Source organism: Candidatus Endoriftia persephonae (genome assembly GCF_023733635.1).
In the GTDB taxonomy this organism is placed as follows: domain Bacteria; phylum Pseudomonadota; class Gammaproteobacteria; order Chromatiales; family Chromatiaceae; genus Endoriftia; species Endoriftia persephonae.
Map to the genome: position 1 here is coordinate 897,824 of NZ_CP090569.1, position 17,009 is coordinate 914,832.

General features: G+C 58.3%; 15 protein-coding genes. 6 read left to right on the forward strand and 9 right to left on the reverse strand.

Translation table 11 applies throughout. The annotated features are described in order from the left end of the window. The first annotated feature begins 56 nt into the window (after window positions 1-56). On the forward strand, window positions 57-638 hold the full coding sequence (locus L0Y14_RS04065) for a PhnA domain-containing protein (protein WP_005960006.1): 582 nt from the start codon (window positions 57-59) through the stop codon (window positions 636-638). Window positions 639-779: 141 nt separating this feature from the next. Here L0Y14_RS04065 and L0Y14_RS04070 read toward each other — a convergent pair whose 3' ends face one another. The 3 genes from L0Y14_RS04070 to L0Y14_RS04080 all read right to left on the reverse strand — a co-directional run bounded on the left by L0Y14_RS04070 (window position 780) and on the right by L0Y14_RS04080 (window position 3,202). After that, window positions 780-965 (reverse strand): sulfur globule family protein, encoded by a 186-nt coding sequence (locus L0Y14_RS04070; protein WP_006474583.1) that lies wholly within the window; start codon window positions 963-965, stop codon window positions 780-782. A gap of 239 nt (window positions 966-1,204) precedes the next feature. Next, on the reverse strand, window positions 1,205-1,678 hold the full coding sequence (locus L0Y14_RS04075) for a C-GCAxxG-C-C family protein (protein ID WP_005960002.1): 474 nt from the start codon (window positions 1,676-1,678) through the stop codon (window positions 1,205-1,207). A 138-nt stretch (window positions 1,679-1,816) separates the two neighbouring features. Beyond that, complete coding sequence (locus L0Y14_RS04080; RefSeq protein ID WP_005960001.1) at window positions 1,817-3,202, reverse strand: ribulose-bisphosphate carboxylase; 1,386 nt, start codon at window positions 3,200-3,202, stop codon at window positions 1,817-1,819. Between the two features lie 252 nt (window positions 3,203-3,454). Between L0Y14_RS04080 and L0Y14_RS04085 the strand changes: the two genes are divergently transcribed. The 3 genes from L0Y14_RS04085 (at window position 3,455) to gloB (ending at window position 7,188) form a co-directional block, all read left to right on the forward strand. Continuing rightward, window positions 3,455-4,363, forward strand: a complete 909-nt coding sequence (locus tag L0Y14_RS04085; RefSeq protein ID WP_039959748.1) for a LysR family transcriptional regulator — start codon at window positions 3,455-3,457, stop codon at window positions 4,361-4,363. A gap of 114 nt (window positions 4,364-4,477) precedes the next feature. Continuing rightward, window positions 4,478-6,388: a 1-deoxy-D-xylulose-5-phosphate synthase gene (gene dxs / locus L0Y14_RS04090; protein ID WP_006474579.1), complete on the forward strand. Its 1,911-nt coding sequence runs from the start codon at window positions 4,478-4,480 to the stop codon at window positions 6,386-6,388. A gap of 20 nt (window positions 6,389-6,408) precedes the next feature. Then, window positions 6,409-7,188, forward strand: coding sequence for a hydroxyacylglutathione hydrolase (gene gloB / locus L0Y14_RS04095; protein WP_006474578.1), 780 nt, complete (start codon window positions 6,409-6,411; stop codon window positions 7,186-7,188). A 20-nt stretch (window positions 7,189-7,208) separates the two neighbouring features. Here gloB and L0Y14_RS04100 read toward each other — a convergent pair whose 3' ends face one another. Further along, on the reverse strand, window positions 7,209-8,270 hold the full coding sequence (locus L0Y14_RS04100; RefSeq protein WP_006474577.1) for a hypothetical protein: 1,062 nt from the start codon (window positions 8,268-8,270) through the stop codon (window positions 7,209-7,211). A gap of 178 nt (window positions 8,271-8,448) precedes the next feature. On the opposite strand from L0Y14_RS04100, the gene L0Y14_RS04105 reads away from it, so the two are divergent. After that, window positions 8,449-9,522, forward strand: coding sequence for a hypothetical protein (locus L0Y14_RS04105; RefSeq protein ID WP_005959994.1), 1,074 nt, complete (start codon window positions 8,449-8,451; stop codon window positions 9,520-9,522). Window positions 9,523-9,524: 2 nt separating this feature from the next. Here L0Y14_RS04105 and L0Y14_RS04110 read toward each other — a convergent pair whose 3' ends face one another. The 5 genes from L0Y14_RS04110 to nhaD (L0Y14_RS04130) all read right to left on the reverse strand — a co-directional run bounded on the left by L0Y14_RS04110 (window position 9,525) and on the right by nhaD (L0Y14_RS04130) (window position 14,884). Further along, on the reverse strand, window positions 9,525-9,977 hold the full coding sequence (locus L0Y14_RS04110) for a YaiI/YqxD family protein (protein WP_005959993.1): 453 nt from the start codon (window positions 9,975-9,977) through the stop codon (window positions 9,525-9,527). A 176-nt stretch (window positions 9,978-10,153) separates the two neighbouring features. Beyond that, entirely contained in the window at window positions 10,154-10,516 is a 363-nt protein-coding gene (locus tag L0Y14_RS04115; protein ID WP_006474576.1) for a hypothetical protein, read from the reverse strand. 237 nt (window positions 10,517-10,753) lie between these two features. Then, entirely contained in the window at window positions 10,754-11,626 is an 873-nt protein-coding gene (locus L0Y14_RS04120) for a phosphoribulokinase (RefSeq protein ID WP_005959990.1), read from the reverse strand. Between the two features lie 189 nt (window positions 11,627-11,815). After that, window positions 11,816-13,246, reverse strand: a complete 1,431-nt coding sequence (gene nhaD / locus L0Y14_RS04125) for a sodium:proton antiporter NhaD (RefSeq protein WP_240991632.1) — start codon at window positions 13,244-13,246, stop codon at window positions 11,816-11,818. 162 nt (window positions 13,247-13,408) lie between these two features. After that, entirely contained in the window at window positions 13,409-14,884 is a 1,476-nt protein-coding gene (nhaD, locus tag L0Y14_RS04130; protein WP_005959988.1) for a sodium:proton antiporter NhaD, read from the reverse strand. 431 nt (window positions 14,885-15,315) lie between these two features. Here nhaD (L0Y14_RS04130) and L0Y14_RS04135 point away from each other — a divergent pair, with 431 nt between their 5' ends. Further along, complete coding sequence (locus L0Y14_RS04135; RefSeq protein WP_240991631.1) at window positions 15,316-17,001, forward strand: SulP family inorganic anion transporter; 1,686 nt, start codon at window positions 15,316-15,318, stop codon at window positions 16,999-17,001. Window positions 17,002-17,009 lie beyond the last annotated feature (8 nt).

Here is a 17,009-nt window from a genome sequence, read left to right on the forward strand (position 1 = left end):
GCCAGCTCCGCGCCCTTTTGGCATAATGGGTTTTTCCTTTTGAACGGTCGAAATAGATGAGTACAGAGAAGGCATTACACGCGCGTAGCGAATCGAAATGTGAATTGTGTGGCGCAACGGAGGGGCTGGGGGTCTATGCCGTGCCGCCTACCTCAACTGGTGGTGTCGATGAGTGTGTGCTGATCTGCAACAGTTGTCGTGAGCAGATCGAAAACCCGGATAGGGTCGATGTGCATCACTGGCGTTGTCTGAATGACAGCATGTGGAGCCAGGTGCCGGCAGTGCAGGTGATGGCCTGGCGGATGCTGACCCGCCTGAGTGGCGAGGGCTGGCCCCAGGAGCTGCTCGATATGCTCTATCTGGATGAGGAGACCCTGGCCTGGGGGCAGGCGACGGGCGAAGGTGAGAGCGACGAGTCTGGCGTCAGACATCTCGATAGCAACGGTGCGCTGCTGGAGGCGGGTGACACGGTAACCCTGACCAAGGATCTGAACGTAAAAGGGGCGAACTTTACCGCCAAACGCGGCACGGCTGTGCGTGGTATCTCTCTGGTGGCGGATAATCCGGAGCAGATTGAGGGGCGTGTGAATGGACAGCAGATCGTCATTCTGACCAAGTTCGTTAAAAAATCGAACTGAATGGCCCTTGGTGCTCAAGACGTTCGGATTCACTCAGTGAAGCAGGCGTGAAAAAGCGTGTAGCTTGGTGATGGGCTGGAGGCAATAAAAAAGGGCGCTCGCAATGAGCGCCCTTTCGATCAGGAGGGAGGAGCCCCGATCTTATTTTACAGCTTCAGGCTGTGCAGTCGGAGCCATCGGAGCGACAGGTGCGTAGTAGGGGGCGTAGCCGTAACCGTAGGGAGCGTTGTAGCCGTAACCACGGTAGCTGTTGTTGGCGTTGCCGCGAGTGTTACCGGAGAAGCTCATGTTGAAGGCCATGTCTCCGTCACCCATGCCGTCGAACATGCCGTTGTTGTCGTTGAAACCCCAGAAAGCGTTGGCCTGGGTGGAAGCGATCAGAGCAGCGATAGCGATGATTTTTTCATGATTGATTACCTGTTAAGTAAGGTTAAAAAGCTTGTTGTTTAGGTTGTTGGTCTCAGTGATCCGATGGATGAGTAGTATATAAGCAAATACTAAATTAGCAAGACTTTTTTATCACAGCTATAAATTATTTCTTTTGGGCATTGTCTGCCGGCAGGTTTTTATTTACCTGAATTGGGGCGCGTTGATAGCTCGCTCTGTTCGATCAGTTGGGCCAGTAGTTCGCTGCCGCGGCGGGTCAGTTTTCTGCACAGGCGTTTGTTCAGGTTACGTATGCCCATCTGCTTGAGGATCTCTTCGCAGATCTGCCCTCCGGCCTCCTGTTCTAGTGTCTCGTGGTAGCGCGAGGCCAATTCCCGGATCTGTTTGTTGCCGCCTTTCTGCGGAGCTTTTCCCGCCACTAGCCCGAGTGCCGCCGCCCCGCCAGTGAAGACGCCGCAGGTGGCCTTTTTGTTGCCCATGCCACCACACAATCCGCTGCCAACGCCGGCAATCTCGGCCTTGGCGCCGTTGGGATAAACGTCGCTCATGGCGAGCATGATCGCTTCGGAACAGCAGTAACCCTCGGTGAAATAGTGAGCGGCGCGTTCACCCGCCCGGAGGATGCGTTGGTTGCTTTTGTGGTCTGTGCTCAATGTGCTGCTTGGCCGCCCTGTGTTTGGGGAAGAAAGGGTAGCAGATGTGTGGCTGGGCGCGCGCGAGTAAAGTCAGGGGATAAAAAAAGCCCCGCCGAAGCGGGGCTTTTTTGCACTGGATGTACAGTAACCGTTCGATTACTTGTGTACGCCCAGCTTGTCGCGCCATCCGGGGAAGATAGCGTCCGCATCGTGCGGAAAGGACTCGAAGGCGCGAGCGAACTCTTTGTGCTCTTTCGCGTACTCGACCGGGTCTGCACCCTCTTTCCAGCACTCGTAGGCCTGACGCAGGGAGACAGCACCAGCCGCCGGGCTGTCGATGTGACCGTAAGCACCACCACCTGCGGTGTTGATCACGTTGCCGTGGCCCAGGTTCTCGAAGAAGCCGGGTAGACGCAGGGCGTTCATGCCGCCGGAGATGATCGGGGTGGTGGGTTTCATGCCAGCCCACTCCTGATGGTAGAAAGGACCATCGGCGCTGTCACGCTCGATCATGTAGGCAATCAGTTTGTCGCTGGCTTCGCCTTCCATCTTGCCGTAGCCCATGGTGCCGACGTGCATACCGGATGCACCCAGCAGACGGGTCATCTTGATGTGTACGAAAGCGGTGTAACCACGCTTGCTCTGGGGAGAGGTGACCGCACCGTGACCGGCACGATGGAAGTGCAGGAACTGGTTGGGGAAGTTGCGACGGGCGGTGGCAACAGCGGTAGGACCGGCTACGTAACCATCAACCAGGAAGGCAACCTGAGAGGCCTCAAAACCGAAGGTCTCGAGGACGAACTCACCACGGGCAATCATCTCGGCTGGATCATCAGCGGTGATGTTGGCGGAGAAGAGCTTGGCTTCGCCAGTCTCATCCTGGGCGCGACGCATGGCGTCTGCCACCAGCGGGATGGTCTTCTTCATGGGGGAGAAGGGCTGGTTACCCTGGGGCTCGTCGTTCTTAATGAAGTCACCGCCCAGCCAGAACTGGTATGCCGCTTCAGCAAAGGGCTCGGGACGCAGGCCCAGTTTGGGTTTGATGATGGTGCCGGCGATGTAACCACCATTCTCAATTGGACGCCCCAGAATGCGCCACATATCCTGGATGTTGACCGCAGGACCGTCGTACAGGCGCAGGTATTTGGGTGGCATGTAGAAGTCGAGCATCTTGGCGTATTCGATATCGCCCATACCCTGGTTGTTACCGATGGTCAGGGTCAGGAACGATGCCAGCATGGCACGCCCGTCGATGATGTTGATATCGAATAAGTCAACGGGGTAGGCGATCTTCATCAGCTCTTTGGCTTCATCGATCTCATAGACCAGCGCGTCAACACCCTTGGTGAAGTCATCAGTGGTAGAGACTTCCACGTTGGTGCCGGTGGAGGACTCAGCTGCAAAGTGAGCAGCAGCTTCCAGGTAACCGTAGCCGGACTTTGGCTTCATCAGGTAGGCGCAAAGTACGTAGTCACCGCTTGCGATCAGCTCGTCTTCTTTCAGACTCAGGTCTGAATAACGATTGGTTTGGTCTAATGCCATGTTGATCTACTCCATATCGAGTCGATTGTGTTGATTGTCGGCGAAACCGCGAGGTCTCTGCCTATCGATTCCACATCATGGTGGGAACTGGGGTGTGACCTTACCCTCGGTGCACATATAAATAAACTAAAATGTTTTGATCAGCATGATAAGGTAAATCTTATGGTTAGACTGGAGTGCTTGGTCTGACCATCCCTGCTTGTCTTGTTGGCTGGTGGCAGGGCGGTTTATCTAGACAGGAGCAGGACGATGATGCATCTAACCTTGCGTCAGCTAAAAGTGTTTCAGGCGGTGGCGCAGCACCTTAACTATACCCAGGCGGCTCGCTCCCTCCACCTCAGCCAGCCGGCGGTGTCGATGCAGGTCAAGCAGTTGGAAGAGTCGGTGGGGCTGCCGCTGTTTGAGCAGATGGGGAAAAAGATCCAGCTCACCGAGGCGGGCCACGAGGTCTCCCAATATGCCCGCACCATCTTTCAGACTTTTGAGGAGATGGAGGAGGTGCTGGATGCGCTGAAAGGGGCGGAGACCGGCCATCTTGATATCGCGGTGGCGAGTACCGTCAACTATTTTGCACCACGCCTGCTGGCGGCGTTTCACCGCCACTATCCCGGCATCGAACTGCGCCTCAACGTGACTAATCGCAAGTGTCTGATGGAGCTGCTGGAGGCCAACGAGACCGATATTGTACTGATGGGAAGCCCGCCGGAGGCGCTTGATCTGGAGTCTGAGCCGTTTATGGAGAACCCGCTGGTGGTGGTTGCGCCACCCAGCCATCCGCTGGAGTCTCAGCAGCCGATCCCGCTTGAACGGCTGGCTGAACAGACCTTCGTGATGCGTGAGGCGGGATCGGGTACCCGCCTGGCGCTGGAACGTTTTTTTAATGATCGTGGTCTGGTGCTGCGTGGTGGCATGCAGATGACCCGTAACGAGGCGATCAAACAGGCGGTGCGGGCTGGCATGGGGCTGGGGGTCGTGTCGCGGCACACCATTGAATTGGAACTCGAGACCGGTCGTCTGCTGGTGCTCGATGTGGAGGGCTTTCCAATCCAGCGGCAGTGGTACATGGTTTACCGGCGCGGCAAGCGGCTTTCGCCGGCGGCGACGGCGTTCCACGATTTTGTGCTCGCCCAGGCAAAACAGATCAGTGAGAGCCCGATCTGATCCGGTGTGAATGCTTATCTCTTTCCACTGGGTTAAACTGGGTCATTACCATCTGCCTGGTTTCGGCTCAGTCGGCGGGCGGGATCACACCATCAATTCAGGAGCGGGGTTGGCGTGTCCAATCATCACAGCGATACGGAGCAGGGGAGCTACAGCCTGCTTGAACAGGTCGATCTGCCGCAGGATCTGCGACGGCTCGAACCCAAGCAGTTGCCTCTGCTGGCCCTGGAACTGCGCCGCTTCCTGATCGAAAGCGTCTCCCGCACCGGCGGTCATCTGGCGGCCGGGCTCGGCGTGGTTGAGTTGACCATCGCCCTCCACTACGTCTTCAACACCCCGCAGGATCGCCTGATCTGGGATGTGGGTCACCAAGCCTATCCACACAAGATCCTCACCGGTCGACGTGAGCAGATGGCGAAACTGCGCCAGCAGGGCGGGCCATCCGGCTTTCCAAAACGTTCCGAAAGTGACTATGACACCTTCGGCACTGGCCACTCCAGCACCTCCATCAGCGCCGCTTTGGGGATGGCGGTGGCAGCCCGGCGCAAGGGTGAGTCGCGCAAGGTGGTAGCGGTGATCGGCGATGGTTCGATCGGTGCCGGCATGGCATTTGAGGCGTTAAATCATGCCGGGGTGCTGGATCAGGATCTGTTGGTGGTGCTCAACGACAACAAGATGTCGATATCTAAACCGGTGGGTGCGTTCAGCAATCACCTCTCGCGGTTGCTCTCCGGCACGCTCTACACCGGCATGCGTGAGGGTGGCAAATCACTACTGAGCCATTTGCCCTCCCAAGTCAGTGAACTGATGGGACGCTGGGAGGAGCACATGAAGGGCATGGTACTGCCGGGCACCATGTTCGAGGAGCTGGGCTTCAACTACATCGGCCCGATCGATGGCCACGACCTGGATACTTTGGTGCCGACCCTGCGCAACATGAGCAAACTGAGCGGGCCCTGCTTGCTGCACGTGGTGACCCAGAAGGGGCGCGGTTATGAGCCGGCAGAGGAGAGCCCGATTGCCTACCATGGCGTGACCCCCTTCAATCCGGCCACTGGCGAGATGACAAAGGGTGGTGGCGGCCCCAGCTATACGCAGATCTTTGGCGATTGGCTCTGCGCCACGGCGGAAAAGGACGAGCGCCTGCTGGCGATCACCCCGGCGATGTGCGAGGGCTCCGGTATGGTGGAGTTTGCACGGCGCTTTCCGAAACGCTATTTCGATGTCGGCATCGCTGAGCAGCATGCCCTGACTCTGGCGGCGGGCATGGCTTGCGAGGGGGCCAAGCCGGTGGTGGCGATCTACTCTAGTTTTCTACAGCGCGCCTACGATCAGTTGATCCACGATGTCGTGCTGCAGAACCTGGATGTCACCCTGGCGGTGGATCGGGCCGGCCAGGTGGGCGCGGACGGGGCGACCCATGCGGGGAGTTTTGATCTTAGCTATGCGCGGGTGCTGCCCAACATGCTGATCATGGCGCCCTCAGATGAGAACGAGTGCAGCCGCATGCTGCAGACCGCCTACGACTATCCGGGGCCGGCAATGGTGCGCTATCCGCGTGGCGGTGGTACCGGGGCGGAAGTGGAGCAGCCGGCCAAGCCCCTCGAGCTGGGACAGGGGCGGCTGCGCCGCGAGGGCTGCCGGGTAGCGCTGCTCAGCTTTGGTAGTCTGCTGCAGACCGCGCTGGCGGCGGCCGAGCAGCTCGATGCGACAGTCGCCGACATGCGCTTCGTCAAACCCCTGGACGAGGCACTGGTCCTGGATCTGGCCAGCCGCCACGAATTGCTAGTGACGCTGGAGGAGAACCAGGTCCAGGGCGGTGCCGGCTCCGCGGTCAACGAATATCTGGCGCACATCGGCCATAGTGTGCGGCTGCTCAACCTGGGGCTGCCCGACCGATTTATCCACCATGCCACCCAACAGCAGCAACTGGCCGAGTGTGGCCTCGATCTGCGGGGTGTGCTCGATTCGGTGAGCGGGGCGCTGAAAGAGTTACCCGCCAGCGTCTATCAGACCTCCGCCTGATTCCAGGATTCTCTCGCGCAATGCTGCAGATAGAACCGATTCCCGCCTTTGATGATAACTACATCTGGATGCTCAGCTCAGAGGATTCGGCGCTGGTCACGCTGGTTGATCCCGGTGATGAGACGCCGGTGCTGGAGCGGCTGCAGGCCGATGGCCTGCAGCTGGGGGCGATCCTCCTCACCCACCATCACTACGACCACATCGGTGGCGTGCCAGAGCTGCTGCAGGCCTATCCCGGCATCCCGGTTTATGGGCCGGCTGGGGCGTCGATCAATGCCCTCGATCACCCGCTGCGCGAGGCGGATCGGCTCGAACTGCCCGGGTTGGGTGTGACGCTTGAGGTGATGGATGTGCCTGGCCACACCGCTACCCATATCGCCTATCTGGGTGAAGGGGCGCTATTTTGCGGCGATACTCTGTTTGCCGCCGGCTGCGGCCGGGTCTTCGATGGTACCCACGAGCAGTTGGCCCACTCCCTGTTGCGGATCGCTGCGCTGCCCGCCGAAACGCGTATCTACTGCGCTCATGAGTACACCCTGGCCAACCTGGGATTTGCCGAATGGGTGGAACCTCAGAATGAGGCGATAAAACAGCGCATCAGCGATGAGCAGGCGCGTCGAGAGCGAGGTCTGCCGACACTGCCCTCGACGCTACAGCTGGAGTTTGCCACCAACCCCTTCCTGCGCGGCGATCAGGCGCAGGTGCGGACCGCTGCCGGACGCTACGCGGGGCACGCCTTGACGAGCCAAGAGGCGATCTTCACCGCGCTGCGCAACTGGAAAGATCGCGAGTACGACTGATTCGGTCGTCCTCTCCCGGCTCAGCGCTCTAGCATCGAGCGGTTGTCTGCCAGAAACTCATTTGTGTACCTGCTCAGCTCCACCTGAAATGGGAAGCGGTCGTTATGTGCGGGATTGAGATGGGCATGCTTGCGCTTGCGGTTGCGCGTGCTGTCGCAGTTGACCAGATGCAGCGTCAGGTCGGGCCAGTAGGCGGATTCGATGTCGGACCAGCCGAACGGCACCTCTAGATCTCCGAGTAGTAGCAGGTCGCTCTGATGGGAGCGGCAGAGTTGCCGGTAGGCTTGTTTACCTCCGCGCAGCTGCGATCTCAGCTGATCACGTGCCATCGACTTGATGCGTAGTGGGGCATCGATCTGCTGCTCGACCCGTGCCGCCAGTTCCGCTGCGATCTTGTTTGCGTAGCTGTTGGGCGTCTCATCACGGATGCCGGCCTCGTAACTGACATCGGCCTGGACCAGCACCAGCATCATCTTGGGTGCAGGCGCTGGAACCGGTATGGCGGGTGGGGTGCTCGCCGGCAGTTTGGCGGCGCTGGATTTCGCTCTCTGTGCGCTCGCGCTGGCGATCGAGGGTGAGGCTGGGGGCGGTGTCGCTATTTTTTTGACGGGCTTGGTGGTTGTTTGGATGGGCCGAGATGGCGCTGGCTGTTGCTTCATCAGCGGCTTGTTGCTCTCCAGTTTGGCGGGTTTTGGTTCGGCTGGGGGGCTGATCTTATCAGTGGTTTTCTGCCTGGCTTGGGGGGCGGTTTGCTGTGGTGGGGCTGCTATGGTCGGCGGCGGTGGGGCCTCGGCAAGGGCCTGTTCTGTCTGGCTGACAGGCTCCAGGGGTGGGGGACTGTACTGCGTGGTCTCCGCTCTCTCCTGCTGCATCATAATCGGGGCGAGCATCATCACGCCGCCGAGGATGATCAGCACCAGCGAAGGGTTGTTGACATCGACCTTGATGCCAAATGCCTCGAAGCGGTTGTTGTTCTTTTTCTTTCCGTCTGCCGTGCTTTTGCCGGTGAGAAAGACAAACAGTCCGACCAGCAGCAGTCCCAGTCCGCTCCAGAAGAGTACACTATCGAGTGAGATATCCATGGGGCCTCCCCAAGCAACGCTTTGTGATGTTTTTTGTTGCCGTCTTGATGCGGCCTGTTTCTAGAAATCTAATCGAATATTAAGAAGTTACAAGGGAGGAGTCTGGCAAGATGGCAGGTCGAGTTGGATGGTGTCGGGTGATGGCTGAAGCGCAAGCGGCTTTGCCAGGCTGAGCAGCATGGTACATCTGCTTGCGGCTATCTCCGGTCATGGCTTTGGACATGCGGCACAGACCTCGGTGCTGGTGAATGCACTGCGGCAGCGGCTGCCCCGACTGCGACTGACCCTTGCCACCGACCTTCCCGAGCCGTTCCTGCGGCGTCGGTTTGCCGGCCACTTCGAACTGCTGCGCATCGCTTGTGATCCTGGCATGCCGATGCACTCTGCTCTGCAGGTTGATGTTGACGCGGCGCATTACGCCTATCGTGAGTACCATCGCGACTGGCAGAGTCACTTGCAGAGCTGGCGTGCACTGCTGCGCAGACAGCGCCCCGATCTAGTGTTTGCCGATGCGCCTTATACGGTGCTCAGTGCAGCACGCCTGGAAGGGCTACCCTGTGCCGCTGGGTGCTCTCTCAACTGGGCGGATATCTACGGTCACTTCTGCGGCCGTAAGCCGGGTGGTCAGGTGATCCGGGGGCAGATTGAGGAGAGCTATCAGCAGGCTGATATCTTCTTTCGTTTCACGCCGTCGATGCCGATGCCCTGGCTTGAGAATGGTGTCGACGTGGGGCCGCTAGTGGTGCCACACGCCTCAGTTCGACGGCAACTCTTCAAGGCATGTGACCTGTCTGATCAGACCCGGCTGGTGTTGGTGAGTCTGGGCGGCTTTGACACTCGGATTGATTTTCAGCACTGGCCGGAACGCGAGGGGATTCGCTGGATCGTGCCGCAGAGCTGGCAGGTCCGTCGCCGCGATGTGCTGGTGTGGGAGGCGCTTGAACAGCGTTTTGGTTCGGTGCTTGGCAGTTGTGATGCGGTGATCCTTAAGCCAGGCTACGGCATGATTAGTGAGGCGGTAATCAACCGTTTGCCGGTGCTCTGCATGTCGCGCGGCGACTGGCCGGAGCAGCCCTACCTGTTGCAGTGGCTGCGGCGTCACGGCAGGGTGCTGGATATTGAACCGCAAGCGCTGCTGCGGGGGGCAATCGGGGATACTCTGGAGCGGCTCTGGCAACTGCCGAAGGCGGCGCCAGTAGCCGCTACGGGCATTGATGAGTTGCTTCCCTGGTTCGAGTCCCGGCTGGGCTGAACTCAACCCTTGGCCATTTCTGCCAGTAGCCGGTCGAGGTGGTTGGCGAAGGCCTGGCGATCGCTCTGGCTGAGGGGCGGTGGTCCGCCGGTATTGACGCCGCTGGCGCGCATGGTGTCCATGAAGTCGCGCATGTTGAGGCGTGGTCTGATGTTCTCGGGGGTGAAGCGTTCCCCGCGGGGGCTGAGGGCGCACCCTCCCTTTTCGATCACCTCGGCAGCTAGTGGGATATCGGCGGTGATCACCAGATCGCCACTGTTGACCAGCCTGACGATCTCGTCATCGGCCACGTCGAAGCCGGCGGAGACCTGGATCGAGCGAATCAGCCGCGAGGGTGGTGTCTGCATTGGCTGGTTGGCGACCAGCGTCAAGCTGGTGCCGGTGCGCTCTGCGGCGCGGAACAGGATCTCTTTGATCACTTTGGGGCAGGCATCGGCATCGACCCAGATCTGCATGACTCACTCCTCTCTGTCTATGTGAGAAAAACCGAGCGACCAATACTACGGCCATCAACCAGAGTAAGCCACGCAGCTATCCTTCGATAGCGGGTCTTGCTGAGATAGTGTGCCGGGTGAGTTTGGTAGGGCCTGGTTTGCCAAAAGCCTTGAGAGCGGCGTGCTCCGGGAGCGGTTCAGGGGTGGTGCACCTTTTCGCTCAGCCTGTCGAATACCACCAGCCCTTGTTGGTTGGCTTTTTTGATGACGAATGGGACGACTTCGGAGGCCATGGAGAAGGAGATGGTGAGGTCGAGCATATCCCAGCCGGCATAGCGTTCTATTGGGAGGGAGACCCATGGGCAACGTTCGGCGGTCTCTGTTCTCCCTTTGGTCTGTTCGGGGTAGTAGCTGGTGAGTTCGTTGATCAGGCTGAGAAACTCCTCTGCCGGGTCGCCTGGCAGCTGATCCATCTCATCCAGGATCTCGTCATAGACGTCCCAAGCCGCGTCACTATCGAGTGGAATTGGTGGTTTAACAATGCTCAAGCCGTAACCCATGGCCTCTCTCCTGCTTCTACTTCTGCTGGGGCTGTGGTCTGTCGATGCGGGTGCGTTCCGTAAACTAGCGCATTGTGTTAGGAAAATAAATCGTTTTTTGCGGAGGCTGTCACATCTCTTTGTGTGTTGTTTGCTATGACTGTTTGTCTGGATGTGGCATGTCATCCCCAGATGACGGGCACAAAAAAGCCGCGGTGCCTACGCAGCCGCGGCTTCTTGCTAGTCTGAAGTGAGTGCTCAGACGTGACGTGAGTCCATCATCTGCTCGATGATCGGCTGCAGGATGATCTCCATGGCGAAGCCCATCTTGCCGCCGGGCACCACGATGGAATTACGACGAGACATGAAGGAGCCGTCGATCATCGAGAGCAGGTAGCGGAAGTCGGTGTCAAACTTTTTTGGATCCTTGAAGCGGATCACCACGAAGCTCTCGTCCGGAGTTGGGATATCACGGGCGATAAAGGGGTTGGATGTATCCACGGTGGGAACGCGCTGGAAGTTGATGTCGGTGCGCGAGAACTGTGGCGTGATGTGGTTGATGTAGTCGGGCATGCGACGCAGGATGGTGTCGACGATTGCCTCCTCGCTGTAACCACGCTCGGCGTTGTCGCGAAAGATCTTCTGGATCCACTCCAGGTTGACGATCGGTACTACGCCGACACCCAGGTCAACATGCTGGGCGACATCGTCATCGCCGTCCACCGCCAAGCCGTGCAGACCTTCGTAGAAGAGCAGGTCGGTGCCCTCTGGAACCGACTCCCAGGGGGTGAATTCGCCAGGTTTTTTGTCGATGCCAAGGCGTGCATTGTGTTCGGCGGCCTCTTCCGCGCTGTGCAGGTAGTAGCGCTTCTGGCCCAAACCGGTTTCGCCGTAGGTTTTGAACAGCTCCTCGATTTTGTCGAAGCGGTTGGCTTCGGGGCCAAAGTGGCTCATGCCCTCTGCAATTTTTTCGCGCATCTGGGCGCGATCGTAACGGTGAAAGCTGTCACCTTCGATGACTGCAGGGGTAATCCCGTCGCGAAAGAAGATGTGCTCAAAGGCACGCTTGACGGTGGTGGTGCCGGCACCGGAAGAGCCGGTCACCGCTACGATCGGATGCTTTTTAGACATGAATAACTCCCCTTGGTATTCGTTCTGAATAGTCCCGGAATAATCCGAATTTATGCCCGATCTCCCGGTAACTACCGGAGGGCGGCTGAAAGAATGGGGCCAACTATACCACGGCGATTCCGCTTTTCCAGCGAACCAGATGGAATAGTGGTGGCATTCAGCTCAACCCCTCGGACTGGTCCAGCGCGCTCAAAAGAGTGCGGCGTTGAGCCAAACATGGGCGGCAATAGCGATGAAATAGCCGAGAGCGATGGCGGGGGTCCACTTGAGGTGGCTGAAAAATGTGTAGCGCTCTCCTGCCTGGGCCATCAGCACCACACCGGCGACCGAACCTATGGCCAACAGGCTGCCACCGGTGCCGGTGGTGAGGGTGATCAATTGCCATTGGCCAAGCGACATCTGTGGTTCCATCGCCAGCACGCCAAGCATGGTGGTGATGTTTTCGATGGCTGCAGAATAGAGACCGATCATGATGTTGGCGGTGGTCGGTCCGAAATTGCCGTAGAGTAGTGACTCCGCGCTGGCAAGCCAGCCGAGGTGGGCGAGGCCGCCGATACACAGTACCAGTCCGGCCAGGAACAACAGACTGTCCCACTGGCTGCGAGCGACGCCGTGAAAAAAGTCGAATGGATCGGGTGAGTCGATCGGTCCGGATTGTAGATCACCGTTGTGCTCAGGTAACTGGTGGGTGCGTTTCAGGTAGTAACCATAGAATTGCAGGTAGGCGAGGCCGGTCATCATGCCGATTGCGGCGGGTAGGTCGAGATAGTGGGCGAAGGTGATGCCTGTGGCGATGGTGGCAAGCAGCAGTAGTAGAACGATAAATGCGCCTCGCCGCAGGCAGGGCTCGGGGTGTTGTTGGGGGAGTCTTCCCCGGGGAACGAAGGGGTGCATCAGCAGAGTTGGTACCAGCCAGGCCAGCAGGGCAGGTAGCGCGAGGCTCAGTAGGTTGGGGAAGTCGAGCATCCCTTGCGGGGTCAGGATTCTGTGTTGCCAGACCATCAGTGTTGAGAGATCCCCAGAAGGGGTGAAGACCCCCCCGGCGTTAGTGGCGACCACAATATTGATACAGGCCAGACCGACAAACCGGTTGTGCTCCCGTGCCAGGGTCAGGATGGCGGTGCCGACCAGCAGGGGGGTGCTCAGGTTGTCAAGAAAGGGTGAAGCAAAGAAGCTGATGGCGCCGCTCAACCAGAAAAGCTGGCGATAGCTGAATCCTTTGAAGACCATCCAGTGATGCAGTGCAAGGAACAGGCGGCGCTCATTCATGGCGTTGATGTAGGTCATCACCACCAGCAGAAACAGCATTAGTTCGGCAAACTGCAGCAGGTGGTTTCTCACCACCGATTCCGCATCAGGCATCTGGGGGTTGCCCTGATAGTGCCAGGCAATGAGGGCCCAGATCAGACCGGCTGCCAGCAGCAGCGGCTTCGATTTGTGCAGGTCGGTCTTCTCCTCAAGGATCGCCAGAAGCATGGCTCCGCAGAAGATGATCAGGGCCAACCAGCTGGGCCAATCGAAAGTGGGGGTGGCAGTGGAGTGGACAGGAGTGGATGCGTGGACAGCAAGCGGGAGCAAGCTGATAACAGCCAGAGTGATGGGTACTGCATTGAACCGCATCGGTATCGACCTCCAGCGTTGAAGATTCGCGGTTCGTGCCATTCTAGCGCAGTGGCAACGAGATGGGAGGGTTTGCAGGTCGAGAGCTGGTGGCTTGTTATGGCAAACAAAAACCCGCCGCGGCGGAGAGCCGCTGGCGGGTCTGTCGGGGATCAAGCCCTGTCAGAAGAGGTTGCTGTTGAGCCAGAGGTGGGTAAGGATGCTGGCGATATAGCCTAGCGCGATCACCGGGGCCCACTTCAGATGGCCAAAGAAGGTGTACTTGCCACGGGCCTGGCCCATCAGCGCGACACCGGCCGCAGAGCCGATGGAGAGCATGCTGCCGCCGACACCAGCGGTGAGGGTGGCCAGCAGCCATTGGCCCTCCGACATGTTGGGCATCATTGTGAGCACTGCGAACATGACAGGGATGTTATCGACGACAGCAGAGAGCAGCCCCACCGCCACGTTGGCTGGGGTGGCGCTCATCTCGGCGCTGAGGCCCAGCAACGTGCCCCATTCGGTGTACATTACCTCAGAGGCCAGGGCCAGATAACCGATGAAGCCAAGGCCACCGACACAGAGCACCACACCGTAGAAGAACAGCAGGGTATCCCACTCTGCGCGGGCGATCTTACTGAATACATCGAAAGCGATGGGGTCGCCCATCTGGCCATCGTGCTCCAACTCGGTATTGGCTTCGCCATTGGTGTTGGCCAGCTCCCGGTGATAGGTCTTCTTCAGGTAGTAGCCGAAGAACTGCAGGTAGGCGAGGCCGGTGAGCATGCCGATCACCGGAGGCAGGTGGATGAAGTTGTGGAAGCTGACAGCGGTAATGATGGTCAGCAGGAACAGGGTGATGATGCGTCTGGCGCCACGTTTCATGCTCACACTTTTACCGCCGCCCTGGGGTTTCTCATTGGGCACGGCGAAGCTCATGATGATTGCCGGCACCACCCAGTTGATGATCGCAGGGAGAAACAGGTAGAAGAACTGGAAGAAGTCCACAGTGCCTTGAGGGGTGTCGATGTTCTTCTGCCAGACCATCAGTGTGGTGATGTCGCCGAAGGGGCTGAAGGCGCCGCCGGCATTGGCTGCCACCACGATGTTGATACAGGCGAGCAGGATGAATTTGGTATTTGCGCCGCCAACTGCCAGCACTACCGCGCACATCAGCAGAGCGGTGGTTAGATTGTCGGCGATGGGGGAGATAAAAAATGCGAGTGTGCCGGTGATCCAGAACAGCTGGCGGAAGCCGAAGCCTTTTTTGATCAGCCAGGAGCGCAGCGCCTCGAAGACGTTGCGTTCATCCATGGCGTTGATATAGGTCATCGCCACCAGCAGGAAGAGCATCAGCTCTGCATATTCCAGAAGGTTGTGCCGTACCGCGAGTTCCGCGGCATCAGGCAGGCCGTGGCTCTGGTAGTACCAGGCGACGATGCCCCAGATGAGACCGGCGGCGAGGATTACCGGTTTTGATTTGCGCAGGTGGGTGAACTCCTCCGCCATCACCAGCGCATAGGCCAGGACGAAGATTGCGATGGCGGTAAAGCCGACCCAGTGGTCTGTCAGGTCCAAGCTGTGTTGGTCGTTGCCGGTGGCAAGGGCAAGGCCTGGTACCAGCAACAACATCAGCAGAGGGATAAGTCTACTCGCCATCTGGAACTCCTAAGGTGAACAAGATTCAATCAAGGTGGATGAGTCATGACATCATGACAGCAGATGCCGAAGAGTGCGTATTTATCTAGAGTAACGGCTGTCGTTTATACCACTTTAGTTCTATTTGGGGGAGGGGCAGAGAGGGTCGAATTAAGAAGTAGATTAGGATAAGCTCATTCGGTTTTCTTTTGCGGCTTGGACAAGATGGTGGTTGGTCTTTGTCATGCGCTGTAAATGGGCGGTATTTTCGCAGGGCAGCCGGTGTGCAAGAGGCACCAAAGTTGGCGCTTCTTGTCATTGAAGTCTCTTTGCATGCTGCCGGGCAGTTACATAACGCATTCTAAGTTAAGGGGGTTTCCGTGTTTGGGGCAAAACAGGTTGTCGATTATCTTAGGCAGTGTTTTCTTCCCTTCTTGGGGTGGATCGGCGAGTTGCGAGACGGCAAGGTCGTAAAAGCCGATATCATCGCGGGCATCACGGTTGCACTGGTGTTGGTTCCCCAATCAATGGCGTACGCACAGCTCGCTGGACTGCCCGCCTACTACGGCCTCTACGCCTCCTTCCTGCCGCCGATGGTTGCCGCTATCTTCGGCTCTTCCCGCCAGCTGGCCACAGGGCCGGTGGCGATGGTCTCATTGATGACAGCCACCGCGTTGGAGCCATTGGCAACCCAAGGTGGCGATGGATTTCTCGCCTATGCTCTTGGTCTGGCGCTGATGGTAGGTGTGTTCCAGATTGCGCTGGGCATGTTGCGGCTTGGTGTGCTGGTGGACCTGCTCTCCCACCCTGTTGTTGTCGGCTTCACCAACGCCGGTGCACTGATCATCGCCACATCCCAGCTGAACAAGGTCTTCGGTGTGGAGAAGGTCGCTGGTGAACACCACTACCAGACGGTGATCAACATCATCAACTCGGCGATCGATCATACGCATTTGCCGACCTTATGGATGGCGGCTTTAGCAATCCTGATCATGATCGGTCTGAAGCGTTTCTACCCAAAGATACCAAATGTGCTGGTGGCAGTGGTGACCACCACACTGCTTGCCTGGTACACCGGTTTTAGCGAGAGCGGTGGCAAGGTTGTGGGTGCGATCCCTGAGGGATTGCCGGGCATTAGCATGCCGGGTTTTGATCTGGAGATTCTCGCCCAGCTCGCCACTTACGCGATTATTATCGCACTGGTGGGCTTCATGGAGGCGATCGCCATTGCCAAGGCGATGGCAGCCAAAACCCGTCAGCGACTCGATGCCAACCAGGAGTTGATCGGTCAGGGACTGTCGAACATCACGGCCGGCCTGTTCTCTGGCTATCCGGTCTCCGGCTCCTTTTCTCGTTCTGCAGTCAACATCAATGCTGGTGCAGTGACCGGTTTCTCCTCTGTGGTCACCGGCCTGATGGTGGGTCTGGCCCTGCTGTTTCTGACCCCACTGCTCTACCATTTGCCGCTGGCGACCCTTGCTGCGGTAATCATCTTGGCAGTGGCCAATCTGGTGAAGGTCGGGCCGATTATTCATGCCTGGAAGGCTGAGCCCCAGGATGCCGTCGTGGCGGTCATTACGTTTGCCCTGACCCTCTATATTGCACCGCATATCGAGTACGGCATTCTGGTGGGTGTAATCCTCTCGATCATGCTGTTTATCATGCGTAGTATGCGCCCTCGCGTGGCAGAACTCTCGCGCTATAAAGATGGCACCATGCGTGACATCACGGTGTTTCCCGAACTGCAGACCAGCGACAAGATTGCCCTGCTACGCTTCGACGGCTCACTTTACTTCGCCAATGCCGGTTATTTTGAGGACAAGGTGCTGGAACTGGTCTCTAAGTACCCGAACCTGCGCTACATCATTATCGATGGCGAGGCCATCAACCAGATGGATTCAAGTGGTGAGGAGGTCCTGCATCACCTGGCCGATCGGTTAAAATCGCTGCACATCGAGTTTGTCGTGGCCAGGATGAAGCGGCAGTTTATGAAGACGATTCGCCGCACTGGTCTGCTGGATTCGATTGGCGAAGACCACTTCCACTCGCGCATCCAGTTTGCACTCAACTACGCTTGGGATGGCTTGGGAGAGGATTATGACCGCACCAAATGCCCCCTGCGGCGGCAGATTGATTGATGATCGAA

Excerpts from the sequence above, each read along its gene's own strand:
- L0Y14_RS04115 (WP_006474576.1), bottom strand. The coding sequence starts at position 10,516 with ATGGGTTACGGCTTGAGCATTGTTAAACCACCAATTCCACTCGATAGT.
- L0Y14_RS04120 (WP_005959990.1), bottom strand. The coding sequence starts at position 11,626 with ATGTCTAAAAAGCATCCGATCGTAGCGGTGACCGGCTCTTCCGGTGCC.
- nhaD (WP_240991632.1), bottom strand. The coding sequence starts at position 13,246 with ATGCGGTTCAATGCAGTACCCATCACTCTGGCTGTTATCAGCTTGCTC.
- L0Y14_RS04085 (WP_039959748.1), top strand. The coding sequence starts at position 3,455 with ATGCATCTAACCTTGCGTCAGCTAAAAGTGTTTCAGGCGGTGGCGCAG.
- L0Y14_RS04100 (WP_006474577.1), bottom strand. The coding sequence starts at position 8,270 with ATGGATATCTCACTCGATAGTGTACTCTTCTGGAGCGGACTGGGACTG.
- L0Y14_RS04070 (WP_006474583.1), bottom strand. The coding sequence starts at position 965 with ATGTTCGACGGCATGGGTGACGGAGACATGGCCTTCAACATGAGCTTC.
- L0Y14_RS04080 (WP_005960001.1), bottom strand. The coding sequence starts at position 3,202 with ATGGCATTAGACCAAACCAATCGTTATTCAGACCTGAGTCTGAAAGAA.
- L0Y14_RS04110 (WP_005959993.1), bottom strand. The coding sequence starts at position 9,977 with ATGCAGATCTGGGTCGATGCCGATGCCTGCCCCAAAGTGATCAAAGAG.
- nhaD (WP_005959988.1), bottom strand. The coding sequence starts at position 14,884 with ATGGCGAGTAGACTTATCCCTCTGCTGATGTTGTTGCTGGTACCAGGC.
- L0Y14_RS04105 (WP_005959994.1), top strand. The coding sequence starts at position 8,449 with ATGGTACATCTGCTTGCGGCTATCTCCGGTCATGGCTTTGGACATGCG.
- gloB (WP_006474578.1), top strand. The coding sequence starts at position 6,409 with ATGCTGCAGATAGAACCGATTCCCGCCTTTGATGATAACTACATCTGG.
- L0Y14_RS04065 (WP_005960006.1), top strand. The coding sequence starts at position 57 with ATGAGTACAGAGAAGGCATTACACGCGCGTAGCGAATCGAAATGTGAA.